The organism is Streptomyces sp. NPDC008079, assembly GCF_042957385.1.
GTDB lineage: Bacteria > Actinomycetota > Actinomycetes > Streptomycetales > Streptomycetaceae > Actinacidiphila.
The window spans coordinates 111,319-127,371 of the sequence record NZ_JBIBIC010000024.1; the positions used below are offsets into that span (position 1 = coordinate 111,319).

General features: G+C 73.8%; 12 protein-coding genes. 8 read left to right on the forward strand and 4 right to left on the reverse strand.

Annotated features, from left to right (window positions below; all coding sequences use genetic code 11):
• Positions 1-354: 354 nt before the first annotated feature.
• Both ACFZAM_RS33925 and ACFZAM_RS33930 read right to left on the reverse strand, forming a co-directional pair.
• Positions 355-840, reverse strand: a complete 486-nt coding sequence (locus tag ACFZAM_RS33925) for an SUKH-3 domain-containing protein (protein WP_391051701.1) — start codon at positions 838-840, stop codon at positions 355-357.
• 8 nt (positions 841-848) lie between these two features.
• Positions 849-1,358: a YwqJ-related putative deaminase gene (locus ACFZAM_RS33930; protein ID WP_355346850.1), complete on the reverse strand. Its 510-nt coding sequence runs from the start codon at positions 1,356-1,358 to the stop codon at positions 849-851.
• Between the two features lie 426 nt (positions 1,359-1,784).
• Between ACFZAM_RS33930 and ACFZAM_RS33935 the strand changes: the two genes are divergently transcribed.
• The 4 genes from ACFZAM_RS33935 to ACFZAM_RS33950 all read left to right on the forward strand — a co-directional run bounded on the left by ACFZAM_RS33935 (position 1,785) and on the right by ACFZAM_RS33950 (position 7,484).
• Complete coding sequence (locus ACFZAM_RS33935; protein ID WP_355346847.1) at positions 1,785-2,546, forward strand: hypothetical protein; 762 nt, start codon at positions 1,785-1,787, stop codon at positions 2,544-2,546.
• Positions 2,547-2,722: 176 nt separating this feature from the next.
• Entirely contained in the window at positions 2,723-3,526 is an 804-nt protein-coding gene (locus ACFZAM_RS33940) for a hypothetical protein (protein ID WP_391051639.1), read from the forward strand.
• 215 nt (positions 3,527-3,741) lie between these two features.
• Positions 3,742-4,755, forward strand: coding sequence for an HNH endonuclease (locus ACFZAM_RS33945; protein WP_355346841.1), 1,014 nt, complete (start codon positions 3,742-3,744; stop codon positions 4,753-4,755).
• 8 nt (positions 4,756-4,763) lie between these two features.
• Positions 4,764-7,484 carry an SUKH-4 family immunity protein gene (locus ACFZAM_RS33950; protein WP_391051642.1) on the forward strand — a complete coding sequence of 907 codons (2,721 nt, stop codon included), beginning with the start codon at positions 4,764-4,766 and terminating at the stop codon, positions 7,482-7,484.
• 140 nt (positions 7,485-7,624) lie between these two features.
• Here ACFZAM_RS33950 and ACFZAM_RS33955 read toward each other — a convergent pair whose 3' ends face one another.
• Positions 7,625-8,536, reverse strand: a complete 912-nt coding sequence (locus ACFZAM_RS33955; RefSeq protein ID WP_391051645.1) for a LysR substrate-binding domain-containing protein — start codon at positions 8,534-8,536, stop codon at positions 7,625-7,627.
• A gap of 116 nt (positions 8,537-8,652) precedes the next feature.
• Between ACFZAM_RS33955 and ACFZAM_RS33960 the strand changes: the two genes are divergently transcribed.
• From ACFZAM_RS33960 to ACFZAM_RS33970, 3 genes are all read left to right on the forward strand, one after another.
• On the forward strand, positions 8,653-9,465 hold the full coding sequence (locus ACFZAM_RS33960; RefSeq protein ID WP_391051648.1) for an inositol monophosphatase family protein: 813 nt from the start codon (positions 8,653-8,655) through the stop codon (positions 9,463-9,465).
• A 47-nt stretch (positions 9,466-9,512) separates the two neighbouring features.
• Positions 9,513-10,157: an NAD(P)-binding domain-containing protein gene (locus ACFZAM_RS33965; RefSeq protein WP_391051651.1), complete on the forward strand. Its 645-nt coding sequence runs from the start codon at positions 9,513-9,515 to the stop codon at positions 10,155-10,157.
• A gap of 190 nt (positions 10,158-10,347) precedes the next feature.
• Positions 10,348-11,310: a DivIVA domain-containing protein gene (locus ACFZAM_RS33970; RefSeq protein WP_391051654.1), complete on the forward strand. Its 963-nt coding sequence runs from the start codon at positions 10,348-10,350 to the stop codon at positions 11,308-11,310.
• A 348-nt stretch (positions 11,311-11,658) separates the two neighbouring features.
• Here ACFZAM_RS33970 and ACFZAM_RS33975 read toward each other — a convergent pair whose 3' ends face one another.
• Entirely contained in the window at positions 11,659-13,002 is a 1,344-nt protein-coding gene (locus ACFZAM_RS33975; RefSeq protein WP_391051657.1) for a histidine kinase, read from the reverse strand.
• Between the two features lie 256 nt (positions 13,003-13,258).
• On the opposite strand from ACFZAM_RS33975, the gene ppc reads away from it, so the two are divergent.
• Entirely contained in the window at positions 13,259-15,994 is a 2,736-nt protein-coding gene (gene ppc, locus ACFZAM_RS33980; RefSeq protein ID WP_355338007.1) for a phosphoenolpyruvate carboxylase, read from the forward strand.
• Positions 15,995-16,053: the final 59 nt, after the last annotated feature.

Sequence of the window (16,053 nt, forward strand, 5' to 3'; positions counted from 1 at the left end):
CGATGGGGGAGGTCTCCGTCTTGTGGGTGGGGCTATCCCCACCCCGCCTCATGACCGTATGGAACGGACGGCCCGGGATCGTCATCCGCCGGTACGAACCGATGGCCACCAAAAGTAGGTACCTCCCCCTAGGGGTCTGCTACCTGAGGCTCATCCCCGTGTCGGGGACGTCGCCGCGACCGCGCGAAGGTGTCCTTTACACGTACGGGAGTTGAGGGGTCGTCATGGCCCGGGGGACGCCCGCGTCCACGGCCGCGGACGCGGGCGGTCCGTCGTGGACGGGTTCGCCGTGAGCCGGTCTTTCGGGGCTCAACCCGGCGAAGGTCAGTGCATCGCGGCTCACCGCGCCGAAGGTCAGTGCATCGTGAGGCGCACCGGGCGTACGCCGCCGATCAGGGCGGTCAGCGCGCGGTCGATGTCGGGGCCCACGTACCAGTCGCCGGTGTGGTCGACGGTGTAGACGCGGCCCTCGGCGTCGATCGCGAGCAGCGCGCCGGACGCGGGCTCCTCGCCGAGCGGGCTGATGTCGGTCTCCAGGGCGCGGCCGAGATCGCCGAAGGTCCGCGCCAGGTGCAGGCCGCGCAGCGGGTCGACGGCGATGGCCGTGGGGGCGATCTGCCGGCCGGGACCCGAGGCGCCGGGGATCAGCAGGCCGCCGAACTCCGCCCACGCCTCGACCGCGGCGGGGAAGACGGCGTGCCGGTGGCCGCCCGGCGACTCGTACGCCCGCAGCCGGTCCGCCCAGAACTCGGCCTGCTTGATGTCCCAGCGCCCCGGCCGCCAGCCCGCGGCGCGCAGCGCGGCGTCGACGCCGACCGGGAAACGGGTGGTGCCCGCCATCGGGATGCTCACACTCCTTCGGCCGCCGGATCCACCGGCTTGACCCCCAGGTGCGACAGCAGCGGCGCGCACGAGCGGCAGGGCGGGGCGTACGCGCCGTGCGTCGGGTCGCCGTCCTCCCGGATGCGCCGCGAGGTGAGCTTCGCCCCGCGCAGCGCCTTGCGGGCCTCACCCTGGGTGAGCGGCTTGCGGGACGCACGCTTGCCCCGGTTTGCCTCGACTGCCGTCAAGTGGCGTGAAATGAGCACCGGTTCGGGACAGCGCCCGGCGAACCGTTCCCGCTGCGCGACCGGCAGCGCGTCCAGGAAGTCCTGAACGATCGGGTGCAGTACGGGCGGTTGCTCACCTTTGGCACCGGTGCAGGTCAGTACGTCGTCGCGGATCAGCAGCGCCGCGGCGACCGCGGGCATGATGCCGTCCCTGCGGTGCCGCAGCACCGGCGGGCCCACCGGATCGTCCGAACCGCTCCAGCTCAAGCGCGGATCGGCGGCCCCCGCCGCCTGGGTCTGACTTGTCATGATCTGTGTGCGTCCCTCCATCCGCCCGCCTGGGCGGGCGATCCCCCGTATGTCGTTCAGAGTGCCAAACAGGCCATGCGACGGGAAGCCGGACGCGGCACCGCGCCCATCGTGTGTGGGCCATGTCACCGTCGTGTGACGGAGCGTCGGCAGCGCGGGCACAGCATGTGCACAAAACCGGCCGCCATACGGTCGCGGGCGATCGTCGTACGGGCGCGGACGGTCGACGCAGGGTGACGGCCGGTCCCCGGCCGGCGCTACCCGAACACATGTCGGCGGCGGGGCCGCGCCCCGCGGGGGCGTCAGGCACGCACAGCCGCGACACAGCTTCGGCGCGGCATGGACGCGCGCCCGACATGGCGGGAGTATCGGCAGTCGGTCCGCGCCCGCGGACCCGCTGCCGCCGATCAGGGAACGTGACCCCCCATGCGCAAGACCCGGCTCCGCCTGGCCGCCGCCGTGCTCCCCGCCCTCGTCCTCGCCGCGGCCTGCTCCGGCTCGTCCGACGGCTCCAAGGACGCCGACGGCAAGGGCGGCAAGGCCACGGGCTCCGCCTCGGCCTCCGCTCCGACGAGCGGCGCCGACAGTCCGTCGGACGGCTCGGCGCTCACCAAGGCGCAGCTCACCAAGGCGCTGATCGCCGAGGCCGACGTGCCCGGCTGGACGATCCAGGTCTCGCAGACCGACGACTCCGCCGACACCTCCACGCTCACCGCGGACAAGCCCGCGTGCCAGCCGCTCGCCGACATCACCAGCAGCAAGCCGAAGATCCCGCGCAAGGCGTTCGTCGGCGCGGCCTTCGCGAAGACGACGTCGAGCGCCACCCCCGACGCGATCAACCAGATGCTGGTCGCCAGTCACGCGCCCGGTGACGCCGAGAAGGTCATCGAGTCGGTGAAGACGGCGCTGGGCACCTGCAAGAGCTTCACCGCGACGGACAACACCGGCACCAAGACGCCGTTCACCATCGCCAAGGGCCCCGCGGTGCCGACCGGTGACGAGGCCGTCTCCTATGTGATGGCCGACACCGCGGACAAGAAGTCCGGCGCGGCCCTGGTGAGCGTCGTGCGGACCGGCGACACCATCACCGCGTACCTGTCGGTGAAGTCGGCGGGCGGCGCGGGCACCCTGCCCATCGACGTCGCGCGCAAGCAGAGCGAGAAGCTGAAGGCGGCGCAGGCGAAGTGACCGTCCGCTGAAGGGCCTGCGGGGACCGTCTCGGGGCACGCCCCGGGGCCGCTTTCGCGCGCCTCTTTGTGAGCGGCCCCACAGGCGAAATCGCGCCCCTGGTGCCGTAAAGTCGCGCGGCAACGGACCGTCGCCCGTGCGATCCCGGGGACGGACACAACACAGGGGAACACCAGATGCCGATACGTGCACGCAGTCGCCTACTGACCGGTAGCCGGGAGTCGGCCGCTGACCTGCGACGCGGCGGCCCGCACACGCGGACCGCCGTGCTGGCGGCCGCCGCCCTGGTGCCGGTGCTCGCGCTCACCGCGGCCTGCGGGGGCGGCGGGGGCGGCGACGACAAGGCGAAGAAGGAGCCGGGCCCGGTCCGCGCGTCCGGCGCGGTGTCGACGGCCAAGCTCACCTCCGCGCTGCTCACGTCCTCCGACGTCCCCCACGTCCAGGTGCTGCCCGCGGGCAGCAAGACGCAGCTCCTCGGCCCGGCCACGACGGTCGACAACGCGGCCTGCCAGCCGGTCGCCGACCAGTGGAGCAGCCGGCCCAAGCACACGCGGCAGGTGTACACCGGCGCGATGGTCACCGACACCGCGGACAAGGACAAGAACGCGAAGGCGATCAGCCTGGAGGTGATCGCCTCCTACGCTCCCGGCACCGCCAAGACCGTGCTGGACGAGCTGACCACGGCGCTGAAGACCTGCCGCGGCTTCAAGGCCACCCGCGACGGCGGGGTCACCTCCTACACCGTCCGGCCGGTGGCGCCGCCCGCGGGCCGGCCCGCGCTGGGCGACCAGGAGGTGGCGTACACGATCGCCGACACCGCGCGCGGCGCGGCGGGCGTCGTCCTTGTCACCGTGGTCAGGTCCGGCGGCGCCACGGCCGCGTACGAGACGGTGCGCGCCGACCACAAGACGGCGACGCTGCGGGCGGCGATCGCGCTGAAGCAGGCGGAGAAGCTGCGGGCGGCGGCGACCGGCGACTGAGCCCGGCGGCTGCCGACGCGGGGCCGACGCGGGGGCCGACAGCCGCCGACGCGGAGTCGAGGCGGAGTCGGCGCGGAATCGGCGCGGAATCGGCGGCTGCCGACGCGGGCCCGGCGGCGGGCGGATCAGGCAAGTTATCCACAGGCCCTGGCTCTGCCCTGGTGGTGAGGCCCTAGGCTGTGGTCATCAGCCAGACGCAGCAGGGGGCAACCGCCATGACGACAGGTCGGCAAGGGCTGGGCGCACCTCCCGGTCCGCGGGCCGGGGGACGTATCGTGCCGCCGCCGAACGCGGCCTACGCCGGACAGGTCGTGCATTTTCCCGACCCGGTACGCGCCGCCCGCCATCCCCAGGGTGTCTGGGTGGACGACAACGGGATTCCGGACTTCGCGCCGTACGCGCGGGCGGTGGCGGAGATCGCCGAGCCCCCCGAGGGCTTCGGGATAGACGAGCTGCGGCTGACCGACTACGTGTCGGCGAACGCGGCGCTGCACGCCTCGGGCCACGAGCTGTGGGGCAGCCTCTCCCCCGTCGCGACCCCGCACGGCTGGACCTGGCACCACGTCATCGGGACCCGCCGGATGGAGCTGATCCCGGTCGAGGTCAAGGCGCTGCTGCGGCACCACGGGGGCCTCGCCGCCTCCTCCGCCGACCACGCCAAGCGCGGCACCCGGCCGCTCCAGGAGACCCGCCCGGTCCACTTCGGACTGCCGAAGGACCCGGTCGCGGTCACCGAGTCGCAGGTCCGTGACGTCGAGGAGGAGCTGGGCTACCGGCTGCCCGGCGGCTACCGCACCTTCCTGAAGGCGGCGGGCGGCTGCGCCCCGAGCGGCGTCGCGCTCGACCCGGACCTCGGCCTGCTGATCGACCAACCGTTCTTCACCGTCCGCGACGACGCCGCGGTCAACGACCTGGTGTACGTGAACAAGTGCCTGCGCGACCACCTGACCAAGGACTTCCTGGCGATCTCCTACCTCCAGGGCGGCCTGCTCGCGGTCAAGGTCAAGGGCGAGCGGACCGGCTCGGTCTGGTTCTGCGCGTACGACGACGTCCGCGACGGCGACCGCTGGGCCGCCCCCGCCGACCGGGTCGCGGAACTGCTGCTGCCCTGCGGTGAGTCACTCGACGCGTTCCTGCTCCGGCTCGCGGGCAATCCGCCGGAATTGGAGACCGTCGCGAACCTGATGGTGGACGGGGGCTTCGCCAGCGCCGTCCCGGTGGAGGGATGAGGCCGGACATGGTCACTTTCGCGCAGGCCCAGGAGCGGGCGGAGCGCTGGATCAACGGCGACGTCCCCGCGTACGAGGCCCGGGAGATCCGGGTCCGCGAATTCGACCTCGGCTTCATCGTCTGGTCGGAGCCGCGCGAGGGCGGCCCGTCCGCGGGCGACGGCGGCGACGTCCGCGTCGTCATAGCCAAGGACAGCGGCGAGGCCACCTTGTGGCCCGGCCTGCCCGTCGGCGAGCTCATCAGGCGTTACGAGGAGGAGTACGGCCCGGTGCCGAACGACGCGGTGCCCGACCCGCCGCAACGCATCGACCTGGAGGCCACGTCCTTCCTGCTGAGCCCGCCGCAGTGGCTCCAGGACGCGGCCGACAAGATGGGCATCCCCGACAACCGCCGGTCGAGCCGGACCAACGGTGCCGGTATCGCCGCGGGCGCGGTCGCCGACGCTCCCGCGTGGCACGCCGCCGCCCCCGGGTCCGACGGCGCCCCGGCCGACCGTGCCCCGGCGGCCGACGCCGACGGCGGGTACGGCCTGGCGGCGGCCTCGGGTCCCGCCTCGGGACCGGGCGACGGTACGGGCTCCGCGCCCGGCTCCGGCTCCGGCTCCGGCTCCGGCTCCGGCTCCGGCGGGATCGACTACCGGCGGCCCGCCTCCTCCGGCGCCTCAACGCCCGCACCCTCCCCCGCTGACAGCGCTCCCGTCGCACCGGCCGCGTCCGGCGGGATCGACTACCGGCGCCCGGCCCCGGCGGCCGACGCGCCCGCGGCGCCCGCGGCGCCCGCGGAACCGGCCGTGCCCGGCGGCAGTTGGGCGGGCAAGACGACCAGCGACAGCGGCGAGGGCCAGTCGGTCCCGGTGCCCGCGACCGTCTTCGCGCCGCCGATCAGCGGCTCCGACCAGGTGGACGTCGCGCAGGACCCCGAGGCCGAGCAGGCCCGCACCGAACTGCTGCCGAGCGGCAGCGGGTTGCCCAAGACCCGGATCGCCCCGCCCGTGGAGCCGCAGGCTCCCGTGCCGCCCGCCAGGCCCGGCGTGCCGCACACCGTGGGGGGTTCGGAATTCCCGCCGCCCGGCGGACCCGCGGTGCCGCTGCCGCCGCCCGGCGGCCTCGGCGCCGGATCCGTGCCTCCGCCCGGTGGCCCCGGTCGCGGTGCCGCCGACATCGCCGACCTGGAGACGGCGAAGGCCGCCCGCGGCCATGTGCCGCCGCCCTCGGGCGGTCCGGTCCGCAGCCCGGACGCGCCGCCGCCCCCGCCGGGAGCCGCCGCTCCTGCGGGCGGTTACCTCCCGACGCAGCTCGTACCGCAGAATCCGCCGGGTGGTCAGAGCCCGCAGGGACCGCCGCCGCCCGGCGCCGGTCGCCCCGGCGGCAACGACCCGCACTACGCGGCGACCATGCTCGCGGGCCCCGGCGGCCCGCCCGGACCTCCCGGACCCACCGGTCCGACGGGACCGCCCCCGCCGCCGCCCGGCCCCGGCATGTCGCCGCCCCCGCCGCCCGCGGGGAACAACGACCCGCACTACGCGGCCACGATGCTGGCAGGGCCTTCGGGGCCGCCCGGACCCCAGGCGCCCGGCGCGGGCCCCGGCGCGCCCGGCCGGCCCGGCGGCAACGACCCGCACTACGCGGCGACGATGCTCGCGGGTCCCGGCGGCGCGCCCATGGGTCCGCCGCCCCCGCCCGGTGGCGGCGGCATGGCCCCGCCCCCGCCGCCCGGCTACGGCTACCCGCAGCCGACGGCGGTGCCCACGGTCGGACCCGGCTACATGGCGGTGCTCCGCTATCGCGGCCAGGACGGCAGCGAGCAGCAGCTCATCCGGCGTTCGGCGCCCGGCACTCCGCACCCGGAGTGGCAGATCCTGCACGAGCTGCGCTCGATGGGCGTGCGGCCCGAGCAGGTGCTCGAACTGCACACCGAGCTGGAGTCGTGCGACCTGCCGGGCGGTTACTGCACGCGGATGATCCGCGAGACCTGGCCGCAGGTGCGGATCAGCCACACCGCGCCGTACGGCAGGGACCACGCCAGCCGCCAGCAGGGCGTCCAGCATCTGCTGACGCACCAGGGCGAGCTGCACCAGGTGGCGGGCGCGCCCGCGCGCCCGCAGCCGCAGCGGGTCCCGATGCCCGACCCGCACAGTGTGCTGCGGGTGCCGCCGGTGCCGCTCGACGTGATCGGGCAGGAACTGGCGTCGGCCTTCGGGCCGCAGGGCTTGTTCCGCTTCGACCAGCGGGCGGTGTCCCGGCAGGGCGTGCCCGACATCGTGGCGCAGACCTTGGTGTGGGCCGGGCTGCCGGTGGACTTCGGACCGTTCTTCTGGGCGCAGGCCCAGCCGGGCCAGCCGGTGCCGACGCTGGCGGAGCTGGCCCAGCAGCGCGGCGTGCAGGCGGCGTCGGACGCGGGCTCGTATCTGGTGATGGGCAATGACTTCGGCCGTCAGCTCTGTGTGCAGTACGGCACCGCGCACATCGTGGCGGTGCCGTTGGAGGCCGGTCCGGGCGGACAGCCCGCGCCGCCGCAGTTCGTCAATTCGAGCCTGCCGGAATTCGCCCGCTGCCTGGCGCTGCTGGGCCGGATGTGGCGGCTGCGGATCGGGCTGACGCCCGATCAGGCGGGCCGCTGGACGGTGGACTTCCAGGCGCAGCTCGCCGCGCAGGACCCGGCGGCCATCGCCTCGCCCGACCACTGGTGGTCGGTCCTCATCGAGCAGATGTGGGACGGACTGCTGTAACGGCCCCGCGAGGGCCCGGCCGACGGCTGTACCGCCGCGCCGGGTCGTAGCAGAGGCGTCAGCGGACGGCCCCGCCGCGGCGGGGCCGTCCGCTGTGCCGTTCAGGCGGGCCGGTCAAGCGTGCTGATCTGGCGGCCCGGTCAGGCGTTCAGTGGTGCGAACAGCGCCTGGACGGTTTCGGTGGCCAGGTCGCGCAGCCAGACGTGGGCGCGGTCCTCGTCGTACCGCTGGTGCCACAGCAGGTACAAGGGGACGTCGGGCAGCGGGAGCGGCGTCGGCAGGGTGAGCAGGCCGAGGTGGTCCCTGGCCTCGCGGGTGACCGCGTCGGGCACGGTGACCACGAGGTCGGTGTCGAGGACCAGCCGCAGTGCGAAGGCGGCGGTGGGCCCGGCGGCGGCGACGCGCCGTTCGAGGCCGTGCGCGGCCAGGGCGTCGTCGACCGAGTCGCGCAGGCTTCCGCGCCGGGAGACGGTGAGGTGTTCCGCCGCCGCGTAACGCTCGGGGCTCAACGGGCCCTCGGCCAGCGGGTGGCCGGGCCGGACGGCGACGACCAGCCGGTCCCTGCCGACGAGGCGGTGGCGGATGTCGGGAAGCGCCGACCGGCCGGAGCTGGATTCGAGGTCGACCTCGCCCCGGTGCGACTCGGGCGTGTCCGTGCCGGGTTCGGCGGACAGCCGCAGCCGGGCGCCGGGCGCCTGCTCGCGGACGGCCGTGGTCAGGGCGGTGCCGCAGGCCGCGGTCAGCGCGTCGTGCCAGCGCACGGTGAAGACCCGGTCCAGAGCCGCCAGGTCGAGGCTCTGCCGGGCGGACAGCAGGCGGTGGGCCTGCTGCACGAGGGCGTGGACCTCGGCGCGCATGGCCAGCGCGCGAGGGGTGGGGAGCATGCCGCGCCCGGCGCGGACCAGGATCTGGTCACCGGTGACCTTGCGGATACGGCCCAGGGACCGGCTCATCGCGGGCGCGGTCACATGGAGGCGGGCCGCGGCGCCGGTGACGCTCCCCTCCTCCAGCAGCGCATTCAGGGCCGTGAGCAGGTTCAGATCCAGTTGCATGACAGTAAATCTACAAGTTAAAAGCATGCACTTGTTGTTAATCCACGGGCAACCTACCGTCGAAGTGCGGGCGCGAGAAGAACCGCCCCGCGGCCATCGACACCAGGGAGCCCCCCATGAGCACAGCCATGCCTTTCGCCGCCGGCACGACCCTCCTGTCCGACGTGACGGCCGCGGTGCGGACCGCCGGTCGCACGTTGCGCGCCCGCCACACCACGCACGCCCGCGGCGTGAGCCTGGACGAGGTCGTCGCGGAGATCCACGCCAACGACGACGCGGTGCTGAGCGTGCTGCGCGAACCGCTGCTGCGGGCCCGGCCGGGATCGCGGTGGGCCGAGGACGAGTTGGCGGGCGGCGCGCTCCCGCCCGGGGAGTGGTGGGTGGTCGACCCCGCCGAGGGCAACATCAACCACGTGCACGGCATGGACGACTGGGCCGTCACCGCCACCCTGGTCCGCGACAACCAGCCAGTGCTCACCGTCGTCCATCTGCCGCTGACCGGTGACACGTACACCGCGGTGGCCGGCGGCGGCGCCCGCCTCAACGACCGGCCCCTGTCGGTGTCCGCCAAGACCGGTCTGGCCGCCTCGCTCATCGGCACCGGTCAGGCCAGGCCCGGCGAGGACGAGCGCACCTTCCGGCGGATCGGCGACTCCGTCACCGCCATGCTCGTCAACGGCCTGGTCGTACGCGTGTCCGTGCCCGCCACGATGCAGCTCATCCACGTCGCCGCCGGACGGATGGACGCCTTCTGGCAGTTCTCCGACGTGCGCTCGGGACTGGTCGCCGGCGCCCTGCTGGTCTCCGAGGCCGGAGGCACCGTCACCGACCTGGCGGGCGAGCCCTGGAGCACCCGCAGCCGCGACTTCCTGGCCGCGGCCCCCGGCGTCCACGCCGCCGCCCGCGAGGTCCTGTCGCCGATCGTCTGACCGGACGCCCGCCCTTACCCGCTCGACACCGCAAGGAGCATCACCTCATGACCACCATCGGCATCCTGGGCGCGGGCCGCGTCGGGACCCACCTCGCCAACAAGCTCTCCGCCGCGGGACACCAGGTCACCCTCGGCGGCCGGACCCCGGTGGACACCGCCGCCCGCGCCGCCGGGGCAGCCCCGACGGTCGCCTTCGCCGACCAGCCCACCGCCGCCCGCGGCGCGGACATCGTGATCAACGCGACGCCCGGCGACAGTTCGCTGGAACGCCTCACCGGCCTGCGCGCCGAACTCTCCGGGAAGATCCTCGTCGATGTCTCCAACGCCACCCGCGACGCCGAGGACGGCCTGCCCGGCGACCTGTGCTACCCCGGCGGCAGCCTCGCCGAGCACCTCCAGGCCGCGCTCCCCGACACCCGTGTGGTCAAGACCCTCAACACCATGCTGTTCATGGTCATGACCGCTCCCGAGATCCTGGCCACCCCGCCGACCGCCTATGTGTCGGGGGACGACGAGGACGCGAAGAAGACCGTCACCGGTCTGCTCGCCGACCTGGGCTGGCGGCCCGCATGGATCGAGGACCTCGGCGGCATTCGCACCGCCCGCGCCGCCGAGGCCATGATCCTGGTCGTGCCCCACGTCCTGCGCCGGAACGGCTTCACGCCGTTCGCCGTCTCCCTCGCGCGCTGACCCCCACCCCGCACGCGGCGAAGAGCCGGGTGACGAAGGGCACTTCCCTTCTTCACCCGGCCCGTCTGCGTTCGGGGCCATCGGGAAGGGAGTGGATGGGTAGGAGACAGGTCGGAGTGTCGCAGCCCGTACAATTCGGACATAAGCCAAAAATAGGCAGGACGGAACGGCCGACGGCGAGGGGCAGGGCATGAGCAGCAACACCGCATCGTCAGCCCGCAACATCGACACCGCGCGCGGACGCGGCTATCGGCCGGAACAGGTCGACCGTTTCCTCGACGAGTTGTCGGAGGACCGGGACGCCGCCTGGGAACGGGCCGCCCGGCTGACGGTGCTCGCCAACGAGATGGACGCCGAGTGCGCCTCGTTGCGGCACCAGGTCGAAGCGCTCGGCGCCACCTCGTTCGACGCGCTCGGCGACGGCGCCCAGGAGTTGCTGCGGCTGGTCGAGGAGGAGGCCGCCGCCGTACGCGACCGCGCCGAGGCCGAGGCGCAGCACGCGCGCGACACCGCGGAGACCGCCCGCCGCACCCTCCAGGACGAGGCCCGCGCCGCCGCCTCCGCCCGGCTCGCCGCCGCCGAGGAGCAGGCGGAACGGCTCCTGGACGAGGCGTGCGGACGCGCCTCCGAGATCCTCGGCCAGGCCCGCGCGGAAGCCGAGGCCGTACGCGGCGAGGCGGGCCGCGCCCTGGACGCCATGCGGCAGGACGTCGGCCGGACCCTGGCCGAGGTCGACAAGGAGCGCCGCGAACGGCTCGACACCCTCGAACACGAGCTCGCCGAGCGCGAGGCCGGGGTCGACAGCAGGCTCGCCGACCTCCTCGGCGACGCCGAACGGCGCCTCCACGAGGCGCACCAGGAGCGTGCCGACGCCGAGGAGGCCCTGCGGGTGCAGCAGCAGGAGGCCGAGGAGCGGGCGTCCGAGCTGCTCGCCCAGGCGCGCATGCACGAGGAGCGCACCCGCCGTGAGAGCGAGCGCTCGCTGCGCGAGCACGAGCAGCACCGCGACGAGATTCGCGCGCATCTCGCGCACGTACGGGCCACCCTCGCCTCCCTGACCGGCCGCCACCTCCCGCCCTCCGGGCCGGACCACCCCGAAGCCCAGGGCGCCCCCGGCCTCCCCGAACAAGCCGACCCGTCCGACCCGGCCTGACCCCGAAAGCGCGCTGCCATTGCGCAGGGCGCTGTCCTGAGGGGCGCGGGGAAGGTGCGCTGCCCTTGCGCAGGACGTTGTCTTGAGGGGCGAGGGGAAGGTGCCTTGCCCTTGCGCAGGGCGTTGTCTTGAGGGGCGCGGGGAACTGCGCGGCCCGCCCCCACCGGGCTGTCAGCCCGACAACAACCGCGTCTGCCCCGCGGGGGCCGGTGGCCAAAGGCCGCGCCACCGTCGGTGGCTGAGCGCGCAGTTCCCCGCGCCCCTCAAGGATCGGCCAGCCGCCTTGGGAGAAGAACCGCCCCGGCCCCGCCCTCGAAGAGCGGCTTACCGTCCCGCGCCAAGCGGGCGTCAGATCGGGCGGGCTGCCAGGGGCAACAAGGCGGAGACGCGGAAACCGCCGTCGGGCGTGGGGCCCGCGGCGAAGCCCCCGCCGTGGGTGGTGACACGTTCCTTCATGCCGACCAGCCCGTGCCCCCCGCTGGGAAGCGGCGTGGCCGGGGTGCCGTCGGAGGGCCCGTTGAGAACGAGGACGGCGATCTCGAGCTCGCGGTAGGCGAGCCGGACATGGGCCCTGGCGCCCCCGGCGTGCTTGTGGACGTTGGTGAGCGCTTCCTGCACCACGCGGTAGACGGTCTGTTCGACGCGGGCGCCGCAGGGCCGCTCCTCGCCCTCGACGGTGAACTCGACGGTCATCCCGGCGGCCTGGGACTGCTCGACGAGTTCGCCGAGCTGGTCGATGCAGGGCCCCTCGGGCTCCGGCTCCATAGCCGTATCCGTATCCGTATCCGGCTCGGGCTCGAGAACCCGCGGCGCGGGAAGCCGCGGCGCGGGCGCGGGTGCCCGCTCGGGCGCCGCCGTACGCAGCACCCCGAGCATCTGGCGCAGTTCGGTCAGCGCCTCGCGCCCCATGTCGCCGAGCAACTCCGCGGTGCTGGACGCCTTGGCCGGGTCCTTGAGGGCGACGGCCTTGAGGGCCGCCGCGTGGACGACCATCAGGCTCACCCGGTGGGCCACCACGTCGTGCATGTCGCGGGCGATCCGGGTCCGCTCCTCGGCGCGGGCCCGCTCGGCGCGCTCGGCCGCCTTCTCCGCGAGGAGTTCCAGCTCGCGTTCCAGGCCGTCGGCCCGCTCCCGCAGGCTCTCCACCAGCCGGCGCCTGGCCCGTACGTACAGACCGAGCAGGACCGGCGGGGCGGTGAGGCCGAGGGCGAGCAGGAGTGAGGTGCTCAGGACGATCGGCAGGGACATCGAGCGGTTGTCGTCCGCGTTGCGCAGGCTGTCGTGGAGGCGGATGAAGGAGACCAGGAAGGTGCCGAGGCCGTTCATGGAGGCGAGCGCGGCGGTGATCCGGCGCGGCACCTCGGAGACGGTCAGGGAGTAGAGGCCGACCACCGACAGCAGGAAGCCCAGCTCGGCCGGGCTCAGGGCGATGCCCACCAGGACCACGGCGATCGGCCAGCGGCGGCGCAGCAGCAAGGTGCCGCCCGCGAGCAGCCCGATCAGCGCCGCCACCGCGGGCGTCACCCCGGTCTTGTGGGCGAAGGTCACGCCCTCGAAGGCGCACTCCACGGCCGAGGCCACGGCCAGCGCCAGGTCCAGGAGGAAGCCGCGCCGCCGCGTCCACCACCACCAGCCGGACCCGGGCCGTCCTCCAGCCCCGTCGTCCGGTACGTGCGCCCCCGTCGTACTCATGGCGTCCAGACTAGGCGGTGCCCGAGGCGGCGTGGCGGCCGTGTCAGCCCCGTATCGGCGCGGTATCGGCCGACGGGACCGGTAAGGGTCTCCAGGGGTAAGCGCGACCGGGTGCCGTGTCCGCCAGATGGGCGGGCCGTCTCGCCGCGGAGGCGGCCACCTATCCTGGAGCGGTCGGACAGCGCGGTCCGCAGCCACGTCTTTCCCTACGCCTTGTATGCCGTCGTCCACTTCCACTGCACAAGGAGCCGCACCTGTGAGCAGCGCCGACACCGCCCCGGAGAGCAGTACCGCCCTGCGAGCCGACATCCGCCGCCTGGGAGAACTGCTCGGCGGCACGCTGGTGAGACAGGAAGGCCAGGAACTCCTCGATCTCGTCGAGCGGGTACGTGCCCTGACCCGCACCGACGGCGAGGCAGCCGCCACGCTTCTCGGCGACACCGACCTGGAGACCGCCGCCAAGCTGGTACGCGCCTTCTCCACCTACTTCCATCTGGCCAACGTCACCGAGCAGGTGCACCGCGGCCGGGACCTGCGCGAGCGCCGCGCGCAGGAGGGCGGCCTGCTCGCCCAGACCGCCGACCTGCTGAAGGACGGCGACCCCGAGCACGTACGCGAGACCGTACGGAATCTGAACGTGCGGCCGGTGTTCACCGCGCACCCCACCGAGGCCGCGCGGCGCAGTGTGCTGAACAAGCTGCGCAGGATCGCGGAGCTGCTGGACGACACCACCGGGCAGGGCACGGGCGACCGGCGCCGCGCGGACCTGCGGCTCGCGGAGAACATCGACCTGCTGTGGCAGACCGACGAGCTGCGGGTGGTGCGCCCTGAGCCCGCCGACGAGGCGCGCAACGCCATCTACTACCTGGACGAACTGCACGCGGGCGCGGTCGGCGACGTCCTGGAGGACCTGGCGGCCGAGCTGGAGCGGGTCGGGCTGCCGCTGCCCGCGGGGACCCGCCCGCTGACCTTCGGCACCTGGATCGGCGGCGACCGCGACGGGAACCCCAATGTGACCCCGCAGGTCACCTGGGACGTGCTGATCCTCCAGCACGAGCACGGCATCACCGACGCGCTCGACCTGGTGGACGTGCTGCGCGGCGCGCTGTCCAACTCGATCCGCAACTGCGGCGCCAGCACCGACCTGCTGGACTCGCTGGCCACGGACCTGGTGGCGCTGCCCGAGATCAGCCCGCGCTACAAGCGGCTGAACGCCGAGGAGCCGTACCGGCTGAAGGCGACCTGCATCCGGCAGAAGCTCGTCAACACCCGCGAGCGGCTGGCCGGCGGCACCCCGCACGTCCCCGGCCGCGACTACCTGGGCACCGGCGGTCTGCTGCACGACCTCCAGCTCATCCAGGACTCGCTGCGCGTCCACCGCGGCGGCCTGATCGCCGACGGCCGCCTGGACCGTACGATCCGGACCCTGTCCGCCTTCGGCCTCCAGCTCGCGACCATGGACGTGCGCGAGCACGCCGAGGCGCACCACCACGCGCTGGGGCAGCTCTTCGACCGGCTCGGCGAGGAGTCCTGGCGGTACGCGGACATGCCGCGCGACTACCGGCGCAAGCTGCTGGCCAAGGAGCTGCGCTCGCGCCGCCCGCTGGCGCCGACGCCCGCCCCGCTGGACGAGGCGGGCGCCAAGACGCTCGGGGTGTTCCACACCATCCGGGAGGCGTTCGAGCGGTTCGGTCCGGAGGTCGTGGAGTCCTACATCATCTCGATGTGCCTGGGCTCGGACGACGTCTTCGCGGCGGCGGTGCTGGCGCGCGAGGCCGGGCTGATCGACCTGCACGCCGGGATCGCCAAGATCGGCATCGTGCCGCTGCTGGAGACCACCGACGAGCTGAAGATCGCCGACCAGCTCCTGGACGAGATGCTGTCCGACCCGTCCTACCGGCGGCTGGTGTCGCTCCGCGGTGACGTGCAGGAGGTCATGCTCGGCTACAGCGACTCGTCGAAGTTCGGCGGCATCACCACCTCGCAGTGGGAGATCCACCGGGCGCAGCGGCGGCTGCGTGACGTCGCGCACCGGCACGGGGTGCGGCTGCGGCTGTTCCACGGCCGCGGCGGCACCGTCGGCCGCGGCGGCGGCCCCTCGCACACCGCGATCCTCGCCCAGCCCTGGGGCACCCTGGAGGGCGAGATCAAGGTGACCGAGCAGGGCGAGGTGATCTCGGACAAGTACCTGATCCCGTCGCTGGCCCGGGAGAACCTGGAACTGACGGTCGCCGCCACGCTCCAGGCGTCCGCGCTGCACACCGCGCCCCGGCAGTCCGACGAGGCGCTGTCGCGCTGGGACGCGGCGATGGACATCGTCTCCGAGGCGGCCCACGACGCGTACCGCAAGCTGGTCGAGGACCCGGACCTGCCGCCGTACTTCTTCGCCTCCACGCCCGTCGACCAGCTCGGCGAGCTGCACCTGGGGTCGCGTCCCTCACGCCGCCCGGACTCCGGTGCGGGCCTGGACGGTCTGCGGGCCATCCCGTGGGTGTTCGGCTGGACGCAGTCCCGGCAGATCGTCCCCGGCTGGTTCGGGGTCGGCGCCGGGCTGAAGGCCGCCCGCGAGGCGGGGCTCGGCCCGGTGATAGACGAGGCGTTCGGACAGTGGCACTTCTTCCGCAACTTCCTGTCCAACGTCGAGATGACCCTGGCCAAGACCGATCTGCGGATCGCCCGGCACTACGTGGACACCCTGGTGCCCGACGAGCTCAAGCACGTCTTCGCCACGATCGAGGCGGAGCACGCGCTGACGGTCAGCGAGGTGCTGCGGATCACCGGGGAGTCCGAGCTGCTGGCGGGCAGCCCGCTGCTGGCGCAGACCTTCCACATCCGTGACCAGTACCTGGACCCGATCTCGTATCTCCAGGTGACGCTGCTGGCCCGGCAGCGGGCGGCGGCGGAGCGGGGCGAGAGCCCCGACCCGCTGCTGTCGCGCGCGCTGCTGCTGACGGTGAACGGTGTGGCGGCGGGGCTGCGCAACACCGGCTGACCGATCGGAGAAAGGCGCCCGGCGGACCGATGATCGGTCCGCCGGGCGCCTTCTTCTGT